The following is a 25563-nucleotide window of genomic DNA, read 5'->3' as shown; positions in this document are numbered from 1 at the left end:
GGAGTTGGGAGCAACTCGGCATTAACAATTAGTTACCGATGAGGAGGAGGGAAAATAGTCCCTCCTACTTTCTTTTCTAGTTTGTGGTTAAACTGAGATTAGATTGATTTACTCTAGGAAATTGTTTTCTTGAATGGATGATCTTTTAATTCAACGTTTTGCTCAACTGATTTCTGCGTCTATCGGTTTACAAATTAGACCGCAAGATTATCCGATCTTATCTCAAAAAATTTTAACGCGGGCCAGAGAGTTGAGATGTTCTCATCCTCAAGATTATTACAAAATATTAACGGGTGAGGCTGCGGGTTCTCAGAAAGAGTGGCTTCAGCTTATTCCTTTGATTACGACACCGGAAAGTTATTTTTTTCGTGATCGCGGACAGTTTAAGCTGTTACAAACTGTAATTTTACCTCAGTTAATTGCTCGTCAACAACAGAGCAAACAGTTGCACATCTGGAGTGCGGGATGTTCGACGGGTGAAGAACCTTATTCTTTGTCTTTATTGCTGCAAAAGTTGCTTCCCAACTGGAAGGAATGGAAAATTATTATTTTGGGGACGGATATTAATGAATTGGCGTTACAAAAAGCCAGACAGGGGGTTTATAGTCCTTGGTCGTTTCGTCAGGTAGACTCGGAAATTATTTCTCAGTCTTTTCTGGCTTTGGGTTCGGGATGGAAAATTAATCCTGAAACTCGAAAATCGGTTTATTTTATGAATTTTAATTTGGTTCAGGACGCTCTTTTTGAGGATTCTAAGTTCCGAAGTTTTGACCTGATTTTATGTCGAAATGTCTTTGTTTATTTTGAAAAATATCAGATTTCTAAAGTTCTTCAGAAATTTTATCGAGTTCTCAAACCTCAAGGCTATTTGATCACGGCTCATGCGGAACTGCAAGGGGTGGAAAATAATCCTTTTAAACCGCTAATATTTCCCGAGTCGGTTGTTTATCAACGCTCCGATGATTTACAAGGTTTATCGGAAGTTTCTCCCGCGAAGTCTCAGTTAAAACCGAGGGATTTGTGTTTGGTTCTTTCCCCGGTTTATCACCAAAATGGTTTAAATTCAAGTTTGACGTGCCGCCCCGAAAATCATAATATTCTGGTCAATTCTTCGGCCAATCTGAAATCACAAATCGTAAATTCTTCACAACAAATCAATCGCGGAAGTTCCTCTCAGATTTCAGCGGAGATCGAAGAAGCAAACCAACTCTTTCAACAAAAAAAATACCCGGAAGCGATTCAAAAAGTTAATCGATTTTTGGAAACAACATCTTCTAACTTTGAGGCTTATTATTTGTTGGGGAAAATTTACGCGAATTTGGGTCAATATGAAGAAGCAACTTATTACTGTCAAAGGGCAATTGCTGTCGATTCGCTTTCGGTTTTACCCTGTTATCTTTTACTGAATATTGCCGAGGAAACGAATAATATAGAAGAAGCTAAAAAATTAGCCAAACGAATTATTTATTTATCGGGAGTTTCGCCTTCCTCTATTTCAGCCTATGTTAAACTGGCTTTTTTATATCAACAAGAGCAGAATACAAACAAGGCGAAGAAAAATTATAAAACGGCTTTAGAAATTCTACAAAATTTGCCGCTTAAAGCTCAAGTTGAGTACGCGGAAAATTTGACCGTTGCCGAGTTAAAAGCCTCTCTGAATAGCCTGATTAATAACTTAAATTAAATTGATTATATCTCAATTATAACAATGGAACAAAAACCTTATCTTATTTTTAAAATCCATCAGACTTTCTATGGAATTAGTGCTTTAGCAGTACAGGAAATCTTCTTACTTCCCGAAGTAACACCCATTCCAGAAACACCGGATGAAATTGTTGGAATGATTAACTTGCGGGGTCAACTTTTAGTGATTTTAGACTTAAATTATCGTTGGGGTTCTCCCAATTCTGATTATCAGTTAACTGATAGTATTATTGTGATTGAGTGGAATAATTTTCGAGTCGGCTTGTTAGTTCATCAAGTCAATGAAGTGCAGATGATTTCAACGGAAGAAATCTCGACAGAATTATCTGAGTTTTATGGGGAAAAAGAGACGCATCAAAACAAAATTAGCCCCTCGATTATGGGAATCGCTAACCTTGGCGATAACTTGGTGATGCTGATTGAACTTGAACGATTAATTTGGGAAACGAGAAACCTAGAAAATTTGGAAAGTTTATCCGAAAATATTGTTGATAAAAATAGAGTTAACTTTAATAAAAGCTTGGGGTTTTGTCCCCAGGCTACCCCGGAGGAACGACAAGTTTTAAGAGATCGTGCGAAAAACTTATTACAAAAGATTGAAAGCCAAGACTTTCAAGGGTTAATTCCCCTGGCTGTTGTGGGATTAAATCGGGAATATTTTGGCATACTTTTAAGTAGTGTTAAAGAATTTATAGAAATTCATAATATTACCCGAATTCCTTGCACACCCGAACATATTGTTGGTAATATTAATTTGCGGGGCGAAATTGTGACTTTGATAGATATTCGCAGTTTTCTGAATTTATCTACGACTTCTAAAAAAAATTCATCAAAAGCAATAATAGTCCAAGTTGAAAATATAATTTCTGGTTTGATAGTTGATGAAGTCTTCGATATCGTTTATCTCAATTCTGCGACCATCCGCTCAAATCCAACTGCACTTCGTTCGATCCAAAATGAGTATCTTCAGGGAACGGCTCCCTATCAACAGAAAATGATGAGCATTTTAGATTTAAAAAAAATTCTAACTCTAGAAGAACTTGTTGTTAATGAGGAAGTCTAAAATAAAGAGAGGCTAAAAAAGGGAGGATATTATCAATGTTTGCTAACTTGAATCTTAGAGGACGTTTATTATTAGGTTATACTTTACCTTTTCTGTTGTTTGTGGGATTAAGCGGACTGGTTTACACAAACATTAGACAAGTCTTTGACACGTTTAAAAATACCGAACGGGTACAAACGATGTTGCTAAATGTTCATAAAATGGATAAGAGTGCGATGGGAGTTATTCAGAGTTCTAGAGGATATCTAGCACTACAAAACCCCCTCTTTTTAGAAGAATATGAAGACTATTTAGAACAATTTTATACCATAGCAGCTAGAGTCGAAGATTTAACACTCTATGCCGATCAAAAAGAGCGTTTGGCTCAACTTAGAGACTTAGTTAATAATTATGATCGAGCCAGTCGTCCAGCTTTGGAACTGGCTCAACAGGGAAAACTTGCTGAAGGGATAGCCTTAATTAAATCTCAAAATGCCACTCAATATGTACAGCAAATTGATCGACTCGCTCAAGAAATAACCAATAGAGAAGAAGAACTCTTAGATCGAGAAACAGAAGAAACTATAAACAGCTTAAATTGGGTAACTTATGCCTTGATTTTGGGTACGATATTCGTAATGATTTTGGCGGTATTCATTGCGAGTTTAATGGCAACAAATATTAGTGGAACGATACAGCGGGCCACCCAAGCCATCGCCGGTTCATCAACAGAAATTGCCGCAACTCTCGAACAACAAGAACGAACCGCCAACCAACAAGCAGCCGCAGTCAATGAAACCACCACGACCATGAACGAATTAAGCACATCTTCTAAGTCTACCGCCGAGCAAGCCGAATCTGCGGTTATGGATGCAAAACAGGCTTTAAATCTGACTAAAAATGGCAGTCACGCGGTAGAAAAAACCCTGGAAGGAATGGCAAATTTGCGGGAAAAAGTGGATGCAATTGCCCAACAAATTATTCGTTTAAGCGAACAAACCAATCAGATTGGAAATATCTCAAAATTGGTCAGCGATTTGGCAAATCAAACCAATATGCTGGCGTTAAATGCCGCAGTCGAAGCGGTCAGAGCGGGGGAACACGGGAAAGGTTTTGCGGTGGTGGCGTCAGAAATTCGTAAACTTTCTGATGAAAGTCAAAAATCTGCCCAAAGAATTAACACCTTAGTTAGCGATATTCAAAATGCAATTAATTCGACGGTTATTGTTACCGAAGAAGGCACAAAAACCGTACTTTCGGGGGTGGAAATTGCTCAAGTAACAGCCGAGGCTTTGATTGGGGTTTCGGATGCAGTAAATAATGTGGTTTTAAATAATCAGCAAATTTCGTTAAATACGCAACAACAAGCCATAGCGATTTCTCAAGTTTTAGAAGCGATGAACTCAATTAATCAAGGAGCAAATGAGACGGCAAACGGTTTAAATCAAACCAAAACCGGACTGCAAAGACTTAATCAAGTGGCGTTGGAGTTGCAATCGACCATGTAGTAACTCTCTCTATCAAAACAGAACAATGAATATTAAATTAAGCACAAAACTCTATTGGGGCTTTTTCGTTACTCCGGCTGTTATCCTCTTAGGAATAAGCCTCTACTCAATGATTTCCTTCGGGCGAATTAATCAACAAGTGACCGCACTCTATGATGATCGAATTGTGCCGCTTCAGCAACTTAAATTAGTTTCTGATGCTTATGCGGTTTTGGTGGTTGATGCGGTGAATAAAGCCCATGAAGGGGTCACTTCTACCGAGACAGCCTTAGAATCTCTTGAACAGGCGTCATTAGAAATCGAAGACCATTGGCAAGCCTATAAACAAACTAATCTCACCCCCGAAGAAGAAGAACTAGCACGGGAAGTTGAAGCTTTATTTGTGCCTGTTAATCAAACGATTTCGAGACTCAAACAAGTCTTAGAAACGGGAGATATTTCTGTGTTAGATGCTTATGACGGACCAATGTATGAAGTGATCGATCCGCTCACTCAAAAGATTCAAGAGTTAATTAATTTACAGTTAGATATTGCCGCCCAAAAACGGGCGGACGTTCAAAACGTTTACTCCCGAATTATACTGTTTTTTGGACTAATTATTTTTGTCGCTGTAGTTGTTGCTTCTCCGATGGGTTACATTTTCAGTCAGTCGATTACAAAGACGTTGAAAAAAACGGTAGAAGTGGTTTCTGAGAGTTCTATTGAAATTGCGACAGCAACAGAACAACAAGAACGAACCGCCAACCAACAAGCATCCGCAGTGAATGAAACCACCACCACCATGAACGAATTAAGCACATCTTCTAAGTCTACCGCCGAACAAGCCGAATCCGCTGTAATGGATGCAAAACAGGCTTTAAATCTGACCGAAAATGGCAGCCAAGCGGTAGAAAAAACCCTAGAAAGAATGGCAAATTTGCGGGAAAAAGTGGATGCTATTGCCCAACAAATTATTCGTTTAAGCGAACAAACCAATCAGATTGGTAATATTTCTAAATTGGTCAGCGATTTAGCCAATCAAACCAATATGTTGGCGTTAAATGCCGCAGTAGAAGCGGTAAGAGCGGGGGAACACGGGAAAGGTTTTGCGGTGGTGGCGTCGGAAATTCGTAAATTGTCCGATGAAAGTCAAAAATCCGCCCAAAGAATTAACACCTTAGTTAGCGATATTCAAAACGCAATTAATTCGACGGTTATTGTTACCGAAGAAGGCACAAAAACGGTACTTTCGGGGGTGGAAATTGCTCAAGTAACAGCCGAGGCTTTGATGGGGGTTTCTGATGCGGTGAATAATGTGGTTTTAAATAATCAGCAAATTTCGTTAAATACGCAACAACAAGCCATAGCGATTTCTCAAGTTTTAGAAGCGATGAACTCGATTAATCAAGGGGCAAATGAAACAGCAAACGGTTTAAATCAAACCAAAACCGGACTGCAAAAACTTAATCAAGTGGCGTTGGAGTTGCAATCGTCTATCTAAAATCAACACTTACATCTTAAAATGGGGGCGAAATGTTCACCTTGAAAAAGTTAAGATATGGACTGATTGGCGGATATTGTATTCCAATTCTTCTGATCATTATAGCAGCTTTCTTTGTCACATACAATGTCAAAATCGTTCAGAAACAACAGCAAAGACTGAATCTTTCTCAAGAAATTTCTGAAGAGATCGATCATCTAACCCAAGAAAGTGAACTGATGTCTAGTGCGGTCAAAAGCTATTTGCTCGATGCTCAACCGATCTATATTCGCGATTATCGCACCGCACAACAAAACTACCAAATTATCGAGCAGACTTTGGAACAATTAATCGAAGATGAGCGGCAGCGGCAAAGTTTAGAGATGTTGAAAGAAGCGGTTGCGACAAAGCAGGAATTAGATCGGCGTTTGCTGGAGTTAGTCAATCAAGATAACTCTTTAGATGCCCTTCAACTGTGGAAACAATCTCAATATTTAGAATTATCACAAGAAATTACAACGATTCTCAACAGTCTAAATACTCGGGAAAACGAAATTGTTGAGAGTCGGGTGATTTCCCAAGAGCAAGCGTTAAATAATCTGCTGTGGATGATTTGGATAGTAACGGGGATTTCTTTATTATTAGCCTTAATTTTTGGGGGATGGATTATCACTCAAATTATCCATAAATTAGAGAAAGAAGCCAATGCAATTGCAACTGCTACCACAGAAATTGCCACCACCGTCGCCCAACAAGAACAAGTCGCCGTTCAACAAGCGGCTTCTGTAAACCAAACCACCACCAGCATTGATGAATTGGGAGTTTCCGCCCGTCAGTCCGCCGAACAAGCCGCCGCCGCCGCAGAGAGTGCAACTCAGGTATTAACATTGGCGGGAGGGAATTCTCGAAGAAATTCTCAACAATGGCAGGAGAAAACAAACTTAAAAGTCAAAATGAGCCAAATTCAAGAACAAATTATTCGTTTGAGTGAAAATTTAAACCAGATCTATAATATAACTAATCTCGTTAGTGATTTAGCCAATCAAACGAATATTTTGGCTCTTAATGCTTCTGTGGAAGCTGTGCGTGCGGGAGAACAGGGGAAAGGATTTGGAGTGGTTGCCAGTGAGATTCGTAAACTTGCCGATCAAAGCCGTACTTCTGCTCAAAAAATTGGAGTGTTAATTTCTGATATTCAAAATGCAACTAATGCAACAATATTAGTCACGGAAGAAGGAACAAAAGCGGTTGCGGAAATTGGTATTGCTATTAATGAGGTGACGGTAAACGTTCAGCAAATTTCTTTAAATATTAAACAACAAGCGATCGCCATTGAGCAAATTGTAGAAGCGATGAACAGCCTAAATCTCGGCGTTCAAGAAACGACTAACGGCTTTTCTCAAACCTTAGTTAGCACGCAACTCCTCAATCAAACGGCGACTCACTTAAAAGAAATGGTTTAAAGGTTAACGCATTGACCCACAATCAGCCCAGTTTATAGCCGAGGATAGAATTAAAACTATGATTGAAGATGACGAACTCAGAGAAGTCTTTAAAACCGCCAGCGAAGAACATTTACAAAATATTGACGACGGTTTTTTATACTTAGAAAAAAATCCCCGAGATTTGAATAAACTTGAAGAACTGCTGCGAGAAGCTCACAGTCTTAAAGGAGACGCCGGAATGTTAGGCGTCAAAGATGTGGCGACGCTCGCCCATCAAATTGAAAACTTATTGGGGGCGATAAACCAAGGGCGAGTTAGCTTTTCATCGGAAGTTAGCGATCGCCTGTTTCAAGCCCTAGACGCCCTGCGAAAGCTCGTTCAAGAAGCCGTTAGCGGCGAACCTTCGGGCGTCAAAACCTTTCAAATTATGGCGAGTTTAATTGCGGCTGAAGCTCAAACCCCACCCGAAACTGAACCGCTAAACGGTGCCGCTCTTTCCGAAAAAAAGGGTTTAGAAGTTTCAGAATTAATCGAAGTTGCGGTTGAATCTCCTCCCGAAGAAATCCCCACCCCTTCGTTAGAAAAACCCGAAAATGAGGGGGCATCTTCCCCGATATCGGTGATAAATTCATCCCCAACAAACGATGATAAAGTCACCTTTGACGGGAACGCACACCGGATTGAAACTATCCGAGTTTCTACCCGTCAACTCGATGTATTAATGACCCAAACCGGAGAACTTACCGTTACCAAAATTCGCATTGCTCACCGACTCAACGAAGTAGAAGGGCTGACAAACTTATGGGAAGAATGGAGTCGAGACGCCTTTGTTAATCGGTTCGTTCTCAATGATTTAGAAAACCAATCAACAACGACGAATAAAGCGATTGAACAACTGCAAAATTATTCTCATCGGGCGAGTCAACACCTGGAAAAATTGGGTCTTTTGGTGAACCAGTTGAGAACTTCCCTCTACGAAGATACCGCCCGTTTAGAATTAATTGCCAATGAACTAGAAGACGATATTCGCACCTTAAGACTGTTACCCCTCTCAACGATTTTTAACCGTTTTTCTCGGATGGTTCGCGATCTGGCTCGACAACAAAATAAACAGGTTGAACTCGTGATTGAAGGCGGCGAAACCCGAGCCGATAAACGGATTTTAGAAGAAATGAAAGATCCTTTATTGCATCTGTTGCGGAATGCGATTGATCACGGGATTGAATCCCCAGAAGAACGACAAAAATATGGTAAACCTGAGACCGCTCAAATTCGCTTGCGAGGCTATCAAACCCCGACTCATGTTGTCATTGAAGTTAGCGACGATGGTCGGGGAATTGACCCGGAACATATCAAAACAACGGCTCTCAAACGGGGTTTATATCCTCTCGAAGAACTGGAAATGATGACCCCAAAACAAATTCAAGCACTAATTTTTTCGCCCGGTTTTACAACCCGAACATTCGTTACCGAAATTTCGGGTCGGGGTGTGGGAATGGATGTGGTGCGAAATAATGTTGAACAATTAAAAGGTTCAATAGAATTAGAATCTGTTCCCACAAAAGGGTCTACTTTTCGGATGCGACTGGGGACCGCACTGGCGACAACTCATGTTTTAATTGTTGGCGTTCGGGGTGTTTCTTACGGGATTCCTGTTGAATTTGTTCGCACCACTCGCTTGGTTTCTCCGACCGAATTGTTTACCATTGAAGGACGAGATACGATTGTTTTTGAAGAGCAACCCCTTTCTGTGGCTCAGTTGGCCGATCTTCTCGAACTTGAATTTGTAGAAAAAGATTTGAAGAATTTTAGCAATTTTGCTTGTATTATTTTAAAAGTTGGCGAGGAACTATTGGGGGTTTTTGTTGAGGCTTTAATTGACGAACAAGATGTTGTTTTAAAAGCACAAAGTCAACTGATCAAACGGGTGCGAAATATTAGCGGGGCAACGATTCTCGGGACGGGTGAAGTTTGCATGGTTTTGAATCCGGCTGATTTAATTAAGTCCGCTCGAAAACGTCATAGTTTTGTCAATTCTGTGTCTAATCCTGAGGGAAAAAATACCGGAGAATCTGGGGTTGAAAAACCGTTAATTTTACTGGTTGAAGATTCCATTGCGACTCGCACTCAAGAAAAACGAATTTTGGAAGCCGCAGGCTATGAAGTGATCACGGCGGTAGATGGGTTGGATGGGTTTAATAAGTTGAAAACGCGCCGCTTTGATGCGGTGATTTCTGACGTACAGATGCCGAATTTAGATGGGTTGAGTTTAACGGCAAAAATTCGGGAAAATCAGGAGTATAATGAATTACCGATTATTTTGGTGACTTCTTTAGCCTCTGATGAAGATAAACGCAGGGGAGCAGAAGCGGGCGCCAACGCCTACATCACTAAAAGTAGTTTTAATCAACAAGTGTTATTAGACACTTTGAAAAGACTGATTTAATCTCAACCCGGAAATTGGAACGGGTGAACTCGGTTCAAATTATCGGTTAAAATAATATTAATTCTCTCTTGAAAAAAACCCCGTCAACCTGATAGCTGACAACCCAAAGAGATTCTCAGAATGTCCTGAAAATGGCTAACCCCTGAATTTCCTAACATATGCCCATCCAAGTGTTTTTGGTCGATGATTCTCCCGTTGCTCTGATTGTTCTCAAGCGCATTTTAGCTTCCTCTCGGGAAGTTGAAGTCGTGGGAACCGCTCGCAGCGCTAAAGAGGCATTAGCTTTAATTCCGACAGTAAAACCCGATGTCATTTGTACGGATTTTCATATGCCGCAGATGAACGGCTTGGAATTTACTCAAGAAATTATGGCAAACTATCCCCGACCTATTTTAGTGATTAGTACCGCAGTGCAACCGGAAGATACTTACAATGTTTTTCAACTGTTAAATGCGGGTGCAGTCGATGTGTTTCCGAAGCCGAAAAATGGAGTTTTACTGGAAAATTCTCAATTGGCAGAAGATTTAATTCGCAAAATTAAAATTCTGTCGGGAGTGCGGGTGTTTACCCGGAGAAAGCGGTCTTCTGAAAGTCATCATCGATCGCATATTTTGGGAAAATTTACTTCACCTTTTACTCCCGTTTCTCCCTCAAAACTTGCCTCAAAACCCGTTCGGATGGTGGGGATTGGCGCTTCGACCGGTGGCCCGCAAGCGCTGCATACGATCTTAACCCAACTGCCGGCGAATTTGTCGGTTCCGGTGATTTGTATTCAACATATTAGCGAGGGGTTTTTACAGGGTTTGGTCAACTGGTTGAACGTTCAATGTTCTCTGTCGGTTCAAATTGCCCGAAATGGAGAAATTCCTCAGAATGGAACGGTTTATTTTGCACCAGAATGCTATCATTTAGAAATGGATCGTCAAGGTCGTTTTCTCTATACCAATGCGCCGCCTTTAGCCGGACACCGACCTTCAATTACGGTAACATTTCAATCCCTCGCCCGATACTACGGCGATCGCAGTGTGGGGATTTTGTTAACCGGAATGGGGCGGGATGGGGCGGAGGGTATGGCCGCGATCGCCGAATCTGGGGGGATGACCATTGCTCAAGATGAAGCGAGTTCGGTGGTGTTTGGAATGCCCAAAGAAGCGATCGCCCTACAAGCGGCCCAACAGGTTCTCAGTATTGACGCCATCGCCCCTCAACTGTTGAAGCACATCGCCCGGGCCGGTCGCACCTCGTAGAAGCTGACAACAACCCATCTCAAACATTTAGGAGTTGCCGCCGAGAACTTGAGTAATGACTTGAGACAGGGTTTGCGGATCGAAGGGTTTGGTTAAATATTCTGTAGCCCCCGCCAAACGCCCCTGTACCTTCTCAAACGCTCCATCTCGGGCGGTGAGCATGATAATCGGTAACGTTTGAAACTGGGGCAAATTTCGCACGGTTCGACAAAGTTCTAAGCCGTCAATTTCCGGCATGGTAACATCGAGCAGTAAAATAGAGACTTTTTCTTGATATAATAGAGACAGTGCTTCTACGGCATTGTCGGTGACTAGAACCCGGTAATCATTGCCGAGCGCTTGTTTAACCAAGCCGTGCATCACTGGACTATCATCAACTGCTAAAACAGTGGGTATGGGGTTATCAATTATGGCAGACATATTCGCCGCTTTCCTTTTTTGATCTCATCTCCGCAGAAGTTGAGATGTTCAATCTCTATTTACAGTTTAAACGACCTCAGAAAATAACTTGAAATTCTCCAGACTTAATTTATGGATTTTGGGGTTGAAGTAACAGAAGGCATCAACAGATTTGATAGAAAAATTCTATCACCTCGGCTGCCGAACTCACATCTACAAACTTCCGTTCAAATTCTCGGTACTATTAATAATAATTGTAACGAATTTTGGCAAAAAGTTCATATGAAATACATAAAATAAACTTGTTATTTGTCATCTTCCGTCCGTTTTGAAGCCGAGGAATCGAGATTTTCACAGCCGAGCCTAAGATGAAATTCTTCTTAGACTTGCAAGCCATCTCCGACCCGAGCTTGTTATGATTGAGATACACTCCGAGAACGAGCGCAAACCCAACCCGGCAATCGCAAGATGAAAACGGATTCGCAAATAGACTCCCTTAAATTTTCGCTCTTGAGTGTGAAACTTGCTCGCTCAATTTTTTTTAAGGGGAATAGGTTATAAATGGTAATCAAACTTTCAGATTATCGTACAATGGGGGAACAAGAGAACCTATCTCTACCGGAAATCATGGCATTCGAGGCGGGAGTCAACTTTGACCATCTACTCGAAATTGCCATCCATATCGCTCAAGCTCCTGTGGGATATATTAGCTTGATTGATGCGAGTTGTCAGTGGTTAAAATCACAAGTCGGTTTTCAAGCTCAAAGCTATCAGTATTTAGACTTTTGCGAAACGGTTGTTTCTCTACAGAATAACCACCGGAGTCTTCAAACCTCAAAAGCGATCAAAAGCGATCAAAAATCTGCCGAAACTCAACCCCTCCCGACCGCCGATTTTTCAACTAGCCAACGGTTTTCTCCCATTATATATGAAGATCTTTCTACAGAAAAACTATTGGCGACTCATCCCCTGGTCAAATTCAATCCGGGAATTCGTTTTTATGTCGGTATTCCCATTCAAACCCGGGAAAATGTATTGATCGGGATGCTGTCTTTGATGGACTATCAACCCCGCCAATTGAGCGCAGAAAACCGAAAAGTTTTAGAAACTCTCGCCCATCAAATCAGCGCACAAATCGACTTGCACCGCCAACTGATTCATACAAAAGGAAAACTGCTCAAAGTCGAAGATACCATCAAAAAACGCTCCTCGGTTTGGGAAATTGTCCGCCAAGAACGGGATTTTGTCTGTCACGTTCTCGATACTTTAAGCGCCTTAGTTGTGGTTCTCGATCCGGAAGGAAAAATTATTCGTTTTAACCAAATTTGTGAAGAAATTACCGGATATTCCGCCGAAGAAGTGGAAGGAAAAACCCCTCAAGAAGTCGGTTTGTCTATCTATAATTTTCCCTTAGAAATCAATTCTTTATCCTCAAAAACGTCAACCTCTAGCGGCGATATTCCCTCCCATTGTGAAAGCGAATGGATCGACCACGACCAGCACCATCACTTGATCGCTTGGTCGAATACTATTATTTATAATCCCGATGGTTCCGTCGAACATATCATCGCCACCGGAACCGATATTACAATGCGTCGGGAGTCGGAAAAAATGCTGCGTTTATTAGAACGGGCGATCGCGGCGAGTCCCAACGGTATAGTGATTAGCGATGCGAGAGTTAAAGAGAATCCGATCATTTATTGTAATCCCACCTTTGAACGGCTCACCGGATATTCAAGCCGCGATATTTTAGGGAGAAACTGTCGATTTTTACAGGGAAACGATACCGATCCCGAAGCGGTTAATAAAATTCGCACTTGCTTGCGAGAAGCTAAAGATTGTTTAGTGACGTTAAAAAATTATCGCAAAGATGGCACTCCCTTTTGGAACGAACTGGCAATTTCTCCGGTGCGAGATGCAGAAGGTCAAGTCACCCATTATATCGGCATTCAAACCGATATTAGCGAACGAAAACGAGCCGAAGAAGCGTTAAAAGCCAGCGAAGAACGGTATCGACTTTTAGCCGAAAATGCCACCGATTTAATTTCCCGACACAACTCAGAAGGAATCTATCTTTATGCGTCTCCGGCTTGTCGAAAATTACTCGAATACGAACCGGAAGAACTGATCGGACATTCGGTTTATGACTTTTTTCATCCCGAAGATATTCCTTCGGTTCAAGCCTCTCACCAAACCTTACTCGCCAAGGGAGAAGTCTCTATGGTGAGTTACCGTATTCGTCGGAAAAATGGAAAATATATTTGGTTTGAAACCACCGCTCACGCCGTTCGAGATCCCCAAACCGGAGAAGTTCAAGAATTGGTCGCCGTTTCTCGCGATATTACCACCCGTAAAAAAGCAGAAGTTTCTTTAGTAGAACGATCGCATTTATCTTTACTTGAAGCCGAAGTCGGTAAAGCTTTAGGACAGGGGGGAACCATCACCACTATTTTACAAGCTTGTAGCGATGCGATCGCCAATCATCTCAACGTCACGGGGGTAGCTATTTGGACAGTAAACCGCTCGACTCATCACTTAGAATTACAAGTATCATCCGGTCGCTGTCAAGTAGAAAATTGTTCGGACCCGCAACGACGAATTAATCACAATTGTTTGTGTCTAAATTTTGCTTTAGTCGTCGAAGGGAGACAAGTGGGGATGATGGAAATTAGCAGCCGTTTTCCCCTCACCGAACAGGTTCAAAATGCTTTATATTGGATAGCCAATGCGATCGCCGTCGGTATTGACCGAGTAGCCGCATTAGAAGAACTTCACAGTCGCCGGGAAGGGTTGCTGTTCCGTTTGGCGAGTCAAATTCGCGATTCTCTCGATCTCAATACGATTTTAGCCAAAGCCGTTAGTGAGATTAGAAGTTTATTACAAGTCGATCAGTGTCATTTTCTGTGGTATCTTCCCACCACCGATCCGCGATCGAGTTTTGTGGTGACTCATCAAGCCCAGTCTTCTAGCACTTCTCCCGGTTTAGTTGATTATCCCGCCGATTGTGTCAGTTGGCTGTCGGAAAAAATTGAGCAGCATCAAATCGTTCAAGTTAATGATAGCAGGCAAGCCGACGGTTTAGACGGACAGACCCGAGCCGCCCTCCAACAGACGGGAGTCGCTTCGATGTTATTTTTACCCCTAGAAACTCGTTCCGGTCAGCGGGGGGCGATCGTTTGTAACCACTACCAAAATACCCACGAATGGACGAGTAACGATGTGGAGTTGTTACAGGCGGTTGTCGATCAGTTGGCGATCGCCATCGACCAAGCCGAACTTTACGCCCAAACCCGAGCGGCGGCTTTAGCGGCTCAAACCCAAGCGGCTCAACTGTCTCATGCGTTGCAGGATTTGCAAGAAAAAGAATCTCAACTGATTCAAAGCGAAAAAATGTCAAGTTTGGGTCAAATGGTGGCGGGTATTGCTCACGAAATTAATAATCCGGTTAACTTTATTTATGGCAACCTTGACTATGTTAGAGATTACACTCACGATTTATTAGATGTTCTGACTTTATACCAAGATAATTATCCCACGCCGTCGCCAGAAATTCAAGAGAAAATTGAAGAAGTCGATTTAGAATTTATTAGCGAAGATTTGCCGAAAATTATTGCTTCGATGGAAATGGGAGCCGATCGCATTCGGCAAATTGTGGTCAGTTTGCGGAATTTTTCCCGTTTGGATGAGGCGGAAATGAAGCCGGTTGATATTCACGAAGGTATTGATAACACGCTGTTAATTTTGCAGAGCCGTTGGAAAGCGAAAAAGGTCGGTTCGGGCGTGGAAATTCTTAAAAATTATGCCAAATTGCCGAAAGTTGAATGTTATGCCGGTCAACTCAATCAAGTGTTTATGAATATTATTAGCAATGGCATTGATGCCCTCGATAATCAACCCGATCCCCGCATGATTACCATTGCAACGGAGTTGTTTGAGGTAAAAAATCCCGAAGATAGGACGAATATACCCTATGTTCGCGTGAAAATCAAAGACAACGGCCCCGGTGTTTCTGGCGCCGTGAAAAATCGCCTGTTCGATCCCTTCTTCACCACCAAACCCGTCGGGAAAGGGACCGGGTTGGGATTATCCATTAGTTATAAAATCGTCGTCGAAAAACATGGCGGTTCGCTCAAGTGTTTCTCCGAACCCGGAGAAGGCTGTGAGTTTTGGATCGAAATTCCCGTTGAACCGCCCCCGGGCTTGCGTCCCCTAGATTGAACTCATAAACCCTAAAACCCACCAAAGCCTTTTGAGATATAGCTTTGAGGGTTTTGGATTCTGCCGTCAAAAAAAATTTTTAAATTTCCGCTTCAAAAGACTTGACAAACTTGGGGGGAGTGCTGCTATCATAATTGATGGTAACGCGATGGGGCGTCGCCAAGCGGTAAGGCAGCGGGTTTTGGTCCCGCCATTCGGAGGTTCGAATCCTTCCGCCCCAGTTCTGTCTAAACAGTTATCCTAACTAGATTTCAGCTTCTAACTCAAGCTTGAGTTCTTCACTGTCAATGTCTGATTTGACAGAACGAGAGTTTTATGCTTATTGGCTAATCAGTCAATGTAACGAACTTGATAGCCACATTGGGTTAAGGTGATTTAGACTTGTTTTAGGTAGATTTTAGGTAGAGTTTAGATTGATTTGAGCTTGTCTAAAAGCTGAAATCTAGTTAAATCTGGTGTTGTACAAAGGGCGAACGATGGGACTCGAACCCACGAGTGGTGGAACCACAATCCACTGCCTTAACCACTTGGCTACGCTCGCCATACGAATTCTTAATATAGCACAAGAATTTTAAATTGTGCAAGCTCGGTCGAAAAAATCCTGAAAACGCTAGGGGTATGGACTTTTTCTTTTCCTCAAGCAAGATTGCCTCTTGCCTATTGCCTGCCCGTAGCGCCATAATAATCCGGCAATGATCCAACGCTGCGGAGTCCCGATGGCTGATATTCCCCAATCGCCCAATGAGTTGGCTGAGGTTCTACAAGAGCTAACCGATCTCAAATTTGAACTCCCCGATCCGGAAGACGATGAAATTGCCGAACCGGACTTTGAACGACAAATTGATATCGCCTGGAAAGTCTGCGATCGCTTCGATCTACAGACGGAAATTTGGCGAGGTCGAATTTTGCGGGCGGTGCGCGATCGCGAAAAACGGGGCGGCGAAGGACGGGGAACGGGATTTCTCAATTGGCTCAAAGACCGGGAAATCAGCAAAAGTCAGGCCTATGCTTTAATTGAACTGGCTAACAGCGCCGATACTCTCCTGGCCCAAGGTCAGTTAAACCCGGACGCGATCAACAATTTCAGCAAACGGGCGTTTGTGGAGACGGCAAAATCTCCCCCCCAAGTTCAACAAATGATCTCCGATGCGGCTTGCAATGGCGATCGCATTACTCGCCGTCAGGTGCGTCAGATCTCCGATGAATGGACTGCGATGAGTTCGGATCTGTTACCGGAAGAAGTGCGCGAAAAAGCGGCCGCAGGCGCCATGCCGACCCGTTATCTGGCTCCCCTGGTGCGGGAGATGGAAAAATTGCCCGAGTCTCATATTACTGAAATTCGCCGGGAAGTCTCTGAAAGTCCAGATGTCGATACCATTAAACATCTGACTTCAGAGGCCAAAAATTTATCGAAATATCTCGATGCTGCCGCTCAAGTCCAAGCGATCAATCAATCTTCTATTGATGTGGAAATGGCTTTAGAAGAAGCTTTGCGAGTGGGTTGTTTGAACACGGCGGCCGATTTGGTTAAGCAAGCGACTCAACTCGAACAAGCGGTGGTCAAACTTCATAGTACCTGGAAACGGGTTGGAAGTTTGGCCGACCGCCTTTATGTGGATACGGGGGGCAAGTACGCCCCATTTGCGATCGCTGCTTTCGTGTTTGGAACAACTGGCGGGTCAAGTGTTAGAAGTGCAGCTTGGAGAGGGTCGAGAGGGCAGAATCCGCTTACAAATTTTAGCCGATCGCGATGAATCTTTTGGGGATAAACGCTGAGGCTGTAAATGTTTTAACCTGCTTTTTTGCTCAAAATTGGACTCGAAGACGTTGTTTTAACGACGTGCAGCTTGGGCTGCGATGCTTTTGAATCTTCTTTTTCCCCGTGAGTTTCAATCAATAACTTTACACAAGATAGGGGGAATACCAATCCCCAAAATAACAGTTTATACAGGGGAGCTATCCACGCTGCTTGAGGCTTTGATGGGGATTTTTGAGGCTGATAGGGACGAAACGTTAAAAAATATTTGTCAATTCGGTTAATTAAAATGATCAGGGATACTGTTGCAATGACTCCGAAAAATAGAATATTCACGTTTTTTTCTCCTGTTTAAATATGGAAACAATTACTATCTTTTTTATTTATTCTGGAATAGAAGCCTTTTTTGTTGGGCTTAGTTTCTCTAATAATAGTGAATTGTTATCGAGTTTTACAAGGGAGTTTTATAAATCTTTAGTAATTGTTTGGGGCTGAGACTGTAAATTTTTTGTAAAGACTTCATCTCGATGTCTGGCGAACCCCAGAAAACGCCGAGGCTTGATTTTCCGGGCTTCGGTTGCGGTTCGGGACTCGATCGCCGAGCTTTGAACCTGAGGAAAAACTCAATTGTTTTGGTTTTTGTGAAGAATTTTAACAATAAAAACTTTGATTTCGCAACGGCATTTATTAGGAAAATGATAACGAATAGTATGTTCTGATACAAACTTAATTTTTTTTTAAAGTATCATGGACTTATCAAACCCCATTTTTCAATTTTTAAGTTTCACAAGCGGGAAATCAAGTGTGTTCGTCATTGTTAAGCAATGATGATAGCTTGACTTAAATCCTAGTATTTTCGAGATCAAATCAATAGAAAGTCGTTCAAACAATAGGAGATTTTATCAGATCGAAATCTTTTCAAAAAAGAGCGTTCAGTCATCGGTACTCCGGCGATGAATTGCCGGAGCCTGCTTCGGACTCGTACCCTGCATAATTTTTCTTTTTTCTCCTTGAAAGGAGAGGTCTTAAACCTCATTAATTAATGATCAATTATCAATTGTCAATTATCCATTGATAACAGCAATCCTAACTAGGATAGACCGGAGCTATGGCCACCCACTAGCCAGTCGAAACCAAGCCAATAAAAACTGTTGAACCTTTAATAAAATCAAAAATGAATAATTGTCCTTGTTGCTCAACTCCGATGCTGCGTCATATTCGTCAATCTCAGGTTTATTGGTACTGCTCAAACTGCAAGCAAGAAATGCCAAATTTAGCAGATTGGATGAAAATTACGGCAATTTTAGATAACTTTCGCAGTCATTCCTGTCAAATGCCGATGAACTTCTCCGATCAATTTTCAAACTTTGATTGCCAAGAGGGAACTCTCGAAAATATCCTCGGTAAGAGTTAACACAACATCAGACGAACCCACGACTGGGAGATCCGGAATCGAGAGAATAGACTAAAGCAGTAACGTTGAAGTTCGTTTTATAATAGATTTCAACTGACCACCGCTTATGTCAAAATCTCTCGATCCTGACGAATTTTTTAGCTGTCCCGGCGTTATCCTTGACGTTCGCAGTCCCGGCGAATACACTCAAGGACATATTCCCGGTGCGATCGCTTTTCCCTTATTTACCGACGACGAACGCGCCCAAGTGGGAATTTGCTACAAACAATTTGGACAATCTCAAGCGGTTGAGTTGGGGTTGGCGATCGCAGGCCCGAAATTTGCCCATTTTATCGCTGAAGCCCGAATTTTAGCCCCGGATGGTGTGGTGCGGATGTATTGCTGGCGGGGGGGAATGCGAAGTGGCGGAGTCGCCTGGGTGTTGGAAATGGCGGGATTTGAAGTTTTTCTTCTCCGGGGCGGATACAAAGCCTTTCGCCGTTGGGGACGTTCCCTGTTTGGGGTTTGTCAAAAAATCATCATTTTGGGGGGAATGACGGGAACAGGTAAAACCGACATTCTTCACGCTTTAGCCCGTTTGGGAGAACAAACTTTAGATTTAGAACATCTGGCCAACCATCGAGGAAGCAGTTACGGCGCTTTGGGTCAACCTCCCCAACCGACAAACGAACAATTTTGGAACCTGATCGCTTTACAATGGTCAAAATTTCAGCGTCAGCAACGGGTTTGGATCGAAGCGGAGAGTAAACGGATCGGAATTTGTCGGGTTCCTCAAGAGATTTTTCAGCAGATGGAACGGGCACCGGTGATTGAAATTCAACGAACTCGCGAAGAACGACTTTCGCTGTTAGTTGAACTTTATGGCGCCGCCAACCGAAAAGATTTAATTCAAGCCACCGAACGAATTCGCAAACGTTTGGGGGGGTTAGTTACTCAAAAAGCGATTCATTTTATCGAACAAGATCAACTCTACGAAGGGTTTGATTTAATCTTGCATTACTATGACAAAACCTATAGTTATTATTTAGAAAAACGTCGAGGGTTAGTTTATGCTGTAGATGTTTCTGGAAAATCAAGTCAGGAAGCGGCTATTTTAGTGAGTGAAACTGCCCAACAGATTTTTAATCAAGATTGTGCGTAATTTAAAAGTTGAGTGACTTGCCGAGTGTTATTGGAGCAAGATTAGCATTGAGTTTGTCCGGTTGATTAGTTGATTAAGATAGAAAGAAGCTCCTCGATTAGATTGACCGATTTATCAGTAAAATCTTTTGGTTTCACCAATATCATCAATTAACTGGCGACAACCATTTCCTGCACTTCCTGAGCGGAAAGTTTAGCCTTAATTTCTTCAACAAATGCTTTGTGATCGACAACCGGCTTGGGAATATAGCCATCTGCACCACTTTTGCGGATAAAATATTCTCGATCGTTATCACCGCCGTGAGCGCTAACGAGAATGATCGGTAAGTCTGCGGTTTGGGGGTTCGCTTTCAACATTTGGGTAATTTTAATCCCGTCAACCGCCTGACCTTCATAGTAACTATTCGCCAAAGCAATATCCATCAAAATCAGATCGGCTTGTTTGGACTGAGCCAAATCTATTACCGTTTGTACATCTTCTGTGTGTTTGGCGGCTAATCCTCCCCGTTTGGTGAGAATTCGCTCAAATACTTTCCAGTTGATGGGGTTATCTTCAACGACTAAAACGGTTTTCATTACTAATTCACCTTCCGATCTACAAGATAGTTTTTGGCTGATCTACTCTTTAGTGTGACGGATTTTGTCCCAGAAGTCGATAGGGATAAGTTCAGGAGTTGAGAGGCGATCTTCCCAACTCAGAGGAAAAAAGATAGAAAAGTTCAGGTACAATCTTGGCGATCGCCAAAAAATTCAGGGGGATAACCCCAATGGAAGCTCACCCCTCAATTGATTTTTTCAATGGAAACGCTATAGTTCATTTGAGATTTGGCACCGACTCCCTGAAAACTGCCGGTAATTGGCGCCGCATCGCGGGGAATGGCGCTGGCGACTAGAGCAATATGGCGATCGCTAACGGCTAACCCTTGGGTGGGATCGTAACCTCGCCAACCCGCACCCGGTAAGTAAACCTCCGCCCAAGCGTGAAGATGTTGTTCTTGATAGGATAAATCCCCTTCACAATATCCACTCACAAATCTTGCTGCAATTCCGACCGCCTGACAAGCGGCGATGAACACAACGGCTAAATCTCGACAGGAACCAAATTGCTGAGTCCAAGTAATTCCGGGGGGAAGTGGTGCGCCGGTTTCTCGGATAATATGCTGACAAGTTTGGTAAATTCGTTGATTGAGAGTATGTAAAAAACCCGTAACACTGGCGCTCGAACTATTCCAAATTTCTTGGGCGAGTTGAGCGATAATCGGATCGACAAAATTGGATTGTAAATAGGGTTGAAGATGGGCAAACATGGACTGAGGATAATGGGTAATCGGCAATTCTAGCGCCCAAGATTCTAACAGATAGTTAAAGGGATTTGTGCAGTGGGTTTGAACGTGAGAACTGACTTTAATATTCAGTTGCTCGGTGGGGTGTTTAAACCAGAGTTTGATGATGTCATTTCCGCCTAAATCAACAAGATGAGATTCACCTGCGGGTTCGGGAAAGATGTCTATTGCAAAAGATTGTAAGGTTTGAAAGGCATCACAACGGGGGCGCAGGCGAACGATGTGAGGCGTCAAATTTACGGGTTCAGTATAGGTGTAAGTGGTTGTGTGAGTAATTTGGTAATCCATCGATAGTGATGTCTCTATATTTCCCGATCCAATTTTCCCCGATTTAAACCGTCGAAATTGTTTGTCGGGAACTGATTGTTATTTGATTGGGGATGGGTTCTAAAGCAAAGAAGGTTTCAAACATTTTATCTCCGACGAGATTAATTTTGCACTGCAAATTATTAAGAAATTCGTGCAATCCGATTTCGGTTATTTCATCGATTGTCAGATAGTCTAATTCGGCTCTTAGTCGTCCTAATTCTCGTTCGGCGGAGTTTTGCCAGGTGCCGGATAAACTGCCGGTGATTTGATGTAAAGATTGTTCGGCGTGGAGAAAACAGTATTGAATGGAACGGGGAAATTCTCGATCTAAAACAAAAAATTCAACCACGCCGTAGGGGGTAATTTGATGGCGTTTTTGCCGTTTGCGGTACATTTCATAGGCGCTGGTTGATTTTAACAGGGCTATCCATTGAATTTCATCGAGGGTGGTACCAACGTCTTCTACAGAAGGTAAGAGAATATAATATTTTACATCCAAAATTCGGGAGGCTTTATCGGCTCGTTCTAATAACCGTCCAATATTACCAAAATGCCAGCCTTCGTTATGAGACATGGTACCATCCATGATTCCCGCAAATAGATGTCCGTGCAGTTTGACTTGATAGAAAAATTCGGGTAAATCACAGGGATTTTGTCCTAAGGCTGCATCCCGAACCATCATATAAAATTCGTTGACTTGTTCCCACATTTCTGAGGAAATAATTTCTCGAATTGAGCGGGCGTTTTCTCGGGCGGCTTTTAAACAAGATAAGATTGAGTTGGGATAATTTGCGTCAAAAGTCAAAAACTGAATCACGTTTTCGGCGTTGGCTTGTCCGTAACGTTCTTTAAACAGTTGTACATCTCCGGTGATTAATACTAAAGGTTGCCATTGTTGTTCGAGTCCCGAGGGAGAATCTAACAATAAATTGTGATTGACATCAATGAATCGGGCGATATTTTCAGCCCGTTCTACATAGCGATTGAGCCAATAAATTGAATTTGCAACACGGCTTAACATAGGCGTTTTTTAGTTGATTTTTACGGTTAATTAAGTGAATTAATTTTTCAAAACCCAAGTGTCTTTACTTCCTCCGCCTTGGGAAGAATTCACCACCAAAGAACCTTTTTTTAAGGCAACTCGGGTTAAGCCGCCCGGATGAACGTAAATGTCTTTACCGTAGAGGATATAGGGCCGTAAATCGACATGACAGCCCTCAAATTTGTCTTCTAAGAGGGTTGGAACTCGGGATAAAGATAAGGTGGGTTGAGCGATATAGTTGCGGGGATTGGCTTTAATTTTTTCCGCAAATTCTTGACGTTCTTCTGGGGTGGATTGGGTTCCGACTAACATTCCATAACCCCCGGCTTCGTTGGCGGCTTTTACAACTAATTTATCCAGGTTCGCTAACACATAATCCAGTTGTTCTTTTTCCCAACATAAATAAGTCGGAACATTGGGTAACATTTGATCTTCATTCAGGTAATAGCGAATCATTTGGGGAACGTAAGCATAGATGACTTTATCATCGGCAACTCCCGATCCTAACGCATTGGCGAGGGCGACTCGACCTTCGCTATAAACCTGCATTAAACCCGGTATTCCGAGTAAAGATTCGGGATTAAATGCTAGCGGATCGATAAAGTTATCATCAATTCGACGATAAATAACATCAACTCGTTTTAAGCCTTTGGTGGTTCGCATCTGCACGTAACCATCGACCACCACTAAATCTCGCCCTTCGACTAATTCTATCCCCATTTGTTGGGCGAGAAAAGAATGTTCAAAGTAGGCGGAATTGTAGATTCCCGGCGTTAAAACCACCACCATCGGATCGGCGATATGGGGCGGGGCGAGATTGAGTAATGTTTCTAATAAATGACTCGCATATTCATCCACCGGCTGAATTCCTAAGGTGGCAAAAATTTGCGGAAATGTACTTTTCATCACGCGCCGATTTTCGAGTACATAAGAAATTCCCGAAGGACAGCGGAGATTATCTTCGAGTACATACCATTGTCCGTCGCGATCGCGAACCAAATCGGTTCCGGTAATATGACACCAAATTCCTTGGGGGGGTTTTAATCCCATACAAGGTTTGAGAAATCCTTTAGAAGAATAAATCAAATCGGCGGGAATTATGCCATCTTTGATGATTTTTTGATCGCTGTAAATATCGGCAATGAATAAGTTTAAAGCATGGATTCGTTGCCTGAGTCCTTTTTCTAACCATTCCCATTCCGAAGCCGAGACAATTCGAGGGATAATATCAAACGGAAAAACTCGTTCTGCACCTTGATGATCTCCGTAAACATTAAAGGTTGCTCCCAACTTGATTAAAGCCATTTGAGCGGCTTGCTGTCGCATCGTTAATTCCCCTGGAGAAAGAGAATTAATCCGTTCAATTAGGAGTTTCGCTTCGGGGCGAGGTTGCCCTTTGGCGATAAAAAGTTCATCGTAGAAGTCCCCGGGTTCGTAGGAATCAAATCGCACTGGCTTTTGTCCCTATTGCTGTCACAACGAAGTAATTTGACTTGATGGTTGTCAAATCGATTGATCGGTTCAGAAAATTTGTATCTCAGCGCACTGATTTTTTGATAATTCTCTGATTTGCTGTTAACAACACATCAAGGGATGAGTAGTTAACTCCCTATTTAGGAGGGTATTTATTACTTTACCAGAACTTGTGACCGTTGGATATTTTTTTGAAGGCGATCAAAAAAAATTAACAAAAATGACCCGATTGTTCGCGACGAAATCGATGAAAATTTCAGAATTTTTTTAAAATTGGTCTCCATCCGATCTCTGCCCAGAGAAAATTTGACCCCGGATGCTGTAACTAATTATACAACTATCTCCCCAGAGGAAAGCCAGGAGAGCATCCCTATACAAAGATTGATGTTGATTTGGAGCGGTTGTGTTACATTAATTGATGTCAGTACAGACTATTGACCAAAAGATGAAAAACGATTAAGAACTACAAAGATTTTTGGGATAGAATGAATACAGGATTAACATATGTTCATGTTCAAAGAAAAGGAAAACCCATTAAGCTATCAGGAAATTTATCCCTGTCCGGTGTGTCGCTGCGGTCGTCTGTCTAACATAGCTTTGATGGACGCATTTGGTTGTGATGTGTGTCGCCACATTTTTACCATTCATCCAGAAAAACAACTTCTGAAAATGGCAGATCGCGAACCCTCTATCACCTGGCGATGGAATGGTCAAAGTTGGCAAGGAGAACATATTGGAAACTTAGAATTAAGTTGGTTCTATTGGTTGGCGGCTTTGGCGATCATTATTTTTCCACCGACTTTGATCGGATTATCTGCTTTTTTGTTTCCTCCAGTTTCGGGTAGTGTGTGGGCTTGGTTTCCGATTATGTGGACAGTTATCGCCTTTTTATCTCATCTATTTTTAGTGTTGTGGTTAATCGCAGAAGCCTATCAATTTCCGGTATTTCTTTACTTAAGAACTCGATGGCAACAGTTGAGATCATAAGACCAAATCTTCACCCAAATTGGTGAAATAAACGTCCTGAATTTTTAAATCGGGGTTGCCGGTTAACGTTTCTCGCAAAGTCTGAAATAAAGTGAATTGTTCGCAAGCTGAGAGTGAATATAAACTGCGGCGAGAGGACGGGGGAACCCGCAGATCGATGACTGCAATTTGATAGTCAGGATCGACTGTTACCCGATAATTTAAGGGTAATTCAAAACCGGATTGCATTTCTAAGGTTTTAGCAACTGCGGCTTCAACGGCGCCATCGAGGGGAACAGTCACGGGTTCAGCAACTAAATTTGAGCATTCACTATCAACCCGATAAATATTAATCGGTATGGTATTTGTCGGGGCGGTTGCTTCTTTTAAAACCGGAGGAGTTGCGGTTGGTTTTTCAGACTTTTTGGGGGAAGTTTGACTCGTTAAATTTGTGGATGTAGAAGGTTGGGTCTGAGTCGGTTCATCTAAGGCTTGGGCTGACTTTGAAGACTCAGCTTCTAAATCCCCAGAATTACAACTGCTTAAACTCAGCAGGGTTAAGCTGGCGAGAGTAATTGTTAAAAAATAGGAAAGATTTTTCATCGCAAATTCAACCTGAGAACGCCTATATTTGCAATTACTCGTTTCCAGC

Annotated in this window: 18 protein-coding genes, 2 tRNA genes and 1 pseudogene; 13 read left to right on the top strand and 8 right to left on the bottom strand. The window is 42.3% G+C overall.

Features of this window, described 5'->3' with window-relative positions; translation table 11 throughout:
- The first annotated feature begins 133 nt into the window (after positions 1-133).
- The 7 genes from ACL6C3_RS07935 to cheB all read left to right on the top strand — a co-directional run bounded on the left by ACL6C3_RS07935 (position 134) and on the right by cheB (position 10851).
- Entirely contained in the window at positions 134-1684 is a 1551-nt protein-coding gene (locus tag ACL6C3_RS07935) for a CheR family methyltransferase (protein WP_413166621.1), read from the top strand.
- Positions 1685-1708: 24 nt separating this feature from the next.
- Entirely contained in the window at positions 1709-2767 is a 1059-nt protein-coding gene (locus ACL6C3_RS07930; RefSeq protein WP_413166620.1) for a chemotaxis protein CheW, read from the top strand.
- Positions 2768-2802: 35 nt separating this feature from the next.
- Positions 2803-4254, top strand: a complete 1452-nt coding sequence (locus ACL6C3_RS07925; protein WP_413166619.1) for a methyl-accepting chemotaxis protein — start codon at positions 2803-2805, stop codon at positions 4252-4254.
- Positions 4255-4279: 25 nt separating this feature from the next.
- The gene (locus tag ACL6C3_RS07920; RefSeq protein WP_413166618.1) at positions 4280-5734 is read left to right on the top strand and encodes a methyl-accepting chemotaxis protein; all 1455 of its coding nucleotides are present in this window, start codon (positions 4280-4282) and stop codon (positions 5732-5734) included.
- A 32-nt stretch (positions 5735-5766) separates the two neighbouring features.
- On the top strand, positions 5767-7176 hold the full coding sequence (locus ACL6C3_RS07915; RefSeq protein WP_413166617.1) for a methyl-accepting chemotaxis protein: 1410 nt from the start codon (positions 5767-5769) through the stop codon (positions 7174-7176).
- Positions 7177-7234: 58 nt separating this feature from the next.
- Entirely contained in the window at positions 7235-9604 is a 2370-nt protein-coding gene (locus tag ACL6C3_RS07910) for a response regulator (protein WP_413166616.1), read from the top strand.
- A 158-nt stretch (positions 9605-9762) separates the two neighbouring features.
- Positions 9763-10851, top strand: a complete 1089-nt coding sequence (cheB, locus tag ACL6C3_RS07905) for a chemotaxis-specific protein-glutamate methyltransferase CheB (RefSeq protein ID WP_413166615.1) — start codon at positions 9763-9765, stop codon at positions 10849-10851.
- A 27-nt stretch (positions 10852-10878) separates the two neighbouring features.
- Here cheB and ACL6C3_RS07900 read toward each other — a convergent pair whose 3' ends face one another.
- On the bottom strand, positions 10879-11271 hold the full coding sequence (locus ACL6C3_RS07900; protein ID WP_413166614.1) for a response regulator: 393 nt from the start codon (positions 11269-11271) through the stop codon (positions 10879-10881).
- Between the two features lie 540 nt (positions 11272-11811).
- Between ACL6C3_RS07900 and ACL6C3_RS07895 the strand changes: the two genes are divergently transcribed.
- Positions 11812-15468, top strand: a complete 3657-nt coding sequence (locus ACL6C3_RS07895; protein WP_413166613.1) for a PAS domain S-box protein — start codon at positions 11812-11814, stop codon at positions 15466-15468.
- 149 nt (positions 15469-15617) lie between these two features.
- A tRNA-Gln gene (locus tag ACL6C3_RS07890) sits at positions 15618-15689 on the top strand.
- A gap of 247 nt (positions 15690-15936) precedes the next feature.
- Here ACL6C3_RS07890 and ACL6C3_RS07885 read toward each other — a convergent pair.
- Positions 15937-16009, bottom strand: a tRNA-His gene (locus tag ACL6C3_RS07885).
- A 175-nt stretch (positions 16010-16184) separates the two neighbouring features.
- Between ACL6C3_RS07885 and ACL6C3_RS07880 the strand changes: the two are divergent.
- Positions 16185-17244: pseudogene (locus ACL6C3_RS07880) on the top strand (hypothetical protein).
- 13 nt (positions 17245-17257) lie between these two features.
- Here ACL6C3_RS07880 and ACL6C3_RS07875 read toward each other — a convergent pair.
- Positions 17258-17560, bottom strand: coding sequence for a hypothetical protein (locus ACL6C3_RS07875; protein WP_413166612.1), 303 nt, complete (start codon positions 17558-17560; stop codon positions 17258-17260).
- A gap of 838 nt (positions 17561-18398) precedes the next feature.
- Between ACL6C3_RS07875 and ACL6C3_RS07870 the strand changes: the two genes are divergently transcribed.
- Positions 18399-18638 (top strand): hypothetical protein, encoded by a 240-nt coding sequence (locus ACL6C3_RS07870; RefSeq protein WP_413166611.1) that lies wholly within the window; start codon positions 18399-18401, stop codon positions 18636-18638.
- Positions 18639-18744: 106 nt separating this feature from the next.
- The gene (gene mnmH / locus ACL6C3_RS07865; RefSeq protein WP_413166610.1) at positions 18745-19779 is read left to right on the top strand and encodes a tRNA 2-selenouridine(34) synthase MnmH; all 1035 of its coding nucleotides are present in this window, start codon (positions 18745-18747) and stop codon (positions 19777-19779) included.
- Between the two features lie 149 nt (positions 19780-19928).
- On the opposite strand, the gene ACL6C3_RS07860 is transcribed toward mnmH, so the two are convergent.
- From ACL6C3_RS07860 to ACL6C3_RS07845, 4 genes are all read right to left on the bottom strand, one after another.
- On the bottom strand, positions 19929-20354 hold the full coding sequence (locus tag ACL6C3_RS07860) for a response regulator (RefSeq protein WP_413166609.1): 426 nt from the start codon (positions 20352-20354) through the stop codon (positions 19929-19931).
- 206 nt (positions 20355-20560) lie between these two features.
- Positions 20561-21409 (bottom strand): transglutaminase family protein, encoded by an 849-nt coding sequence (locus ACL6C3_RS07855; protein ID WP_413166608.1) that lies wholly within the window; start codon positions 21407-21409, stop codon positions 20561-20563.
- A 43-nt stretch (positions 21410-21452) separates the two neighbouring features.
- Positions 21453-22451 carry an alpha-E domain-containing protein gene (locus ACL6C3_RS07850; protein WP_413166607.1) on the bottom strand — a complete coding sequence of 333 codons (999 nt, stop codon included), beginning with the start codon at positions 22449-22451 and terminating at the stop codon, positions 21453-21455.
- A gap of 39 nt (positions 22452-22490) precedes the next feature.
- Positions 22491-23924: a circularly permuted type 2 ATP-grasp protein gene (locus ACL6C3_RS07845; RefSeq protein WP_413166606.1), complete on the bottom strand. Its 1434-nt coding sequence runs from the start codon at positions 23922-23924 to the stop codon at positions 22491-22493.
- Positions 23925-24449: 525 nt separating this feature from the next.
- Here ACL6C3_RS07845 and ACL6C3_RS07840 point away from each other — a divergent pair.
- Positions 24450-24932, top strand: a complete 483-nt coding sequence (locus ACL6C3_RS07840; protein ID WP_413166605.1) for a hypothetical protein — start codon at positions 24450-24452, stop codon at positions 24930-24932.
- On the opposite strand, the gene ACL6C3_RS07835 is transcribed toward ACL6C3_RS07840, so the two are convergent.
- Positions 24927-25514, bottom strand: a complete 588-nt coding sequence (locus tag ACL6C3_RS07835; protein WP_413166604.1) for a hypothetical protein — start codon at positions 25512-25514, stop codon at positions 24927-24929. The genes ACL6C3_RS07840 and ACL6C3_RS07835 overlap by 6 nt on opposite strands.
- Positions 25515-25563: the final 49 nt, after the last annotated feature.

Origin of the sequence: Capilliphycus salinus ALCB114379 (assembly GCF_047276495.1) — a bacterium.
Taxonomy (GTDB): domain Bacteria; phylum Cyanobacteriota; class Cyanobacteriia; order Cyanobacteriales; family Microcoleaceae; genus Capilliphycus; species Capilliphycus salinus.
This window is presented reverse-complemented; position numbering and strand designations above follow the sequence as displayed.

What these genes read in the sequence shown, in the direction of transcription:
- ACL6C3_RS07935 (WP_413166621.1), top strand. Translation starts at nt 134, where the DNA reads ATGGATGATCTTTTAATTCAACGTTTTGCTCAACTGATTTCTGCGTCT.
- ACL6C3_RS07930 (WP_413166620.1), top strand. Translation starts at nt 1,709, where the DNA reads ATGGAACAAAAACCTTATCTTATTTTTAAAATCCATCAGACTTTCTAT.
- ACL6C3_RS07925 (WP_413166619.1), top strand. Translation starts at nt 2,803, where the DNA reads ATGTTTGCTAACTTGAATCTTAGAGGACGTTTATTATTAGGTTATACT.
- ACL6C3_RS07920 (WP_413166618.1), top strand. Translation starts at nt 4,280, where the DNA reads ATGAATATTAAATTAAGCACAAAACTCTATTGGGGCTTTTTCGTTACT.
- ACL6C3_RS07915 (WP_413166617.1), top strand. Translation starts at nt 5,767, where the DNA reads ATGTTCACCTTGAAAAAGTTAAGATATGGACTGATTGGCGGATATTGT.
- ACL6C3_RS07910 (WP_413166616.1), top strand. Translation starts at nt 7,235, where the DNA reads ATGATTGAAGATGACGAACTCAGAGAAGTCTTTAAAACCGCCAGCGAA.
- cheB (WP_413166615.1), top strand. Translation starts at nt 9,763, where the DNA reads ATGCCCATCCAAGTGTTTTTGGTCGATGATTCTCCCGTTGCTCTGATT.
- ACL6C3_RS07900 (WP_413166614.1), bottom strand. Translation starts at nt 11,271, where the DNA reads ATGTCTGCCATAATTGATAACCCCATACCCACTGTTTTAGCAGTTGAT.
- ACL6C3_RS07895 (WP_413166613.1), top strand. Translation starts at nt 11,812, where the DNA reads ATGGTAATCAAACTTTCAGATTATCGTACAATGGGGGAACAAGAGAAC.
- ACL6C3_RS07870 (WP_413166611.1), top strand. Translation starts at nt 18,399, where the DNA reads ATGAATAATTGTCCTTGTTGCTCAACTCCGATGCTGCGTCATATTCGT.
- mnmH (WP_413166610.1), top strand. Translation starts at nt 18,745, where the DNA reads ATGTCAAAATCTCTCGATCCTGACGAATTTTTTAGCTGTCCCGGCGTT.
- ACL6C3_RS07860 (WP_413166609.1), bottom strand. Translation starts at nt 20,354, where the DNA reads ATGAAAACCGTTTTAGTCGTTGAAGATAACCCCATCAACTGGAAAGTA.
- ACL6C3_RS07855 (WP_413166608.1), bottom strand. Translation starts at nt 21,409, where the DNA reads ATGGATTACCAAATTACTCACACAACCACTTACACCTATACTGAACCC.
- ACL6C3_RS07850 (WP_413166607.1), bottom strand. Translation starts at nt 22,451, where the DNA reads ATGTTAAGCCGTGTTGCAAATTCAATTTATTGGCTCAATCGCTATGTA.
- ACL6C3_RS07840 (WP_413166605.1), top strand. Translation starts at nt 24,450, where the DNA reads ATGTTCATGTTCAAAGAAAAGGAAAACCCATTAAGCTATCAGGAAATT.
- ACL6C3_RS07835 (WP_413166604.1), bottom strand. Translation starts at nt 25,514, where the DNA reads ATGAAAAATCTTTCCTATTTTTTAACAATTACTCTCGCCAGCTTAACC.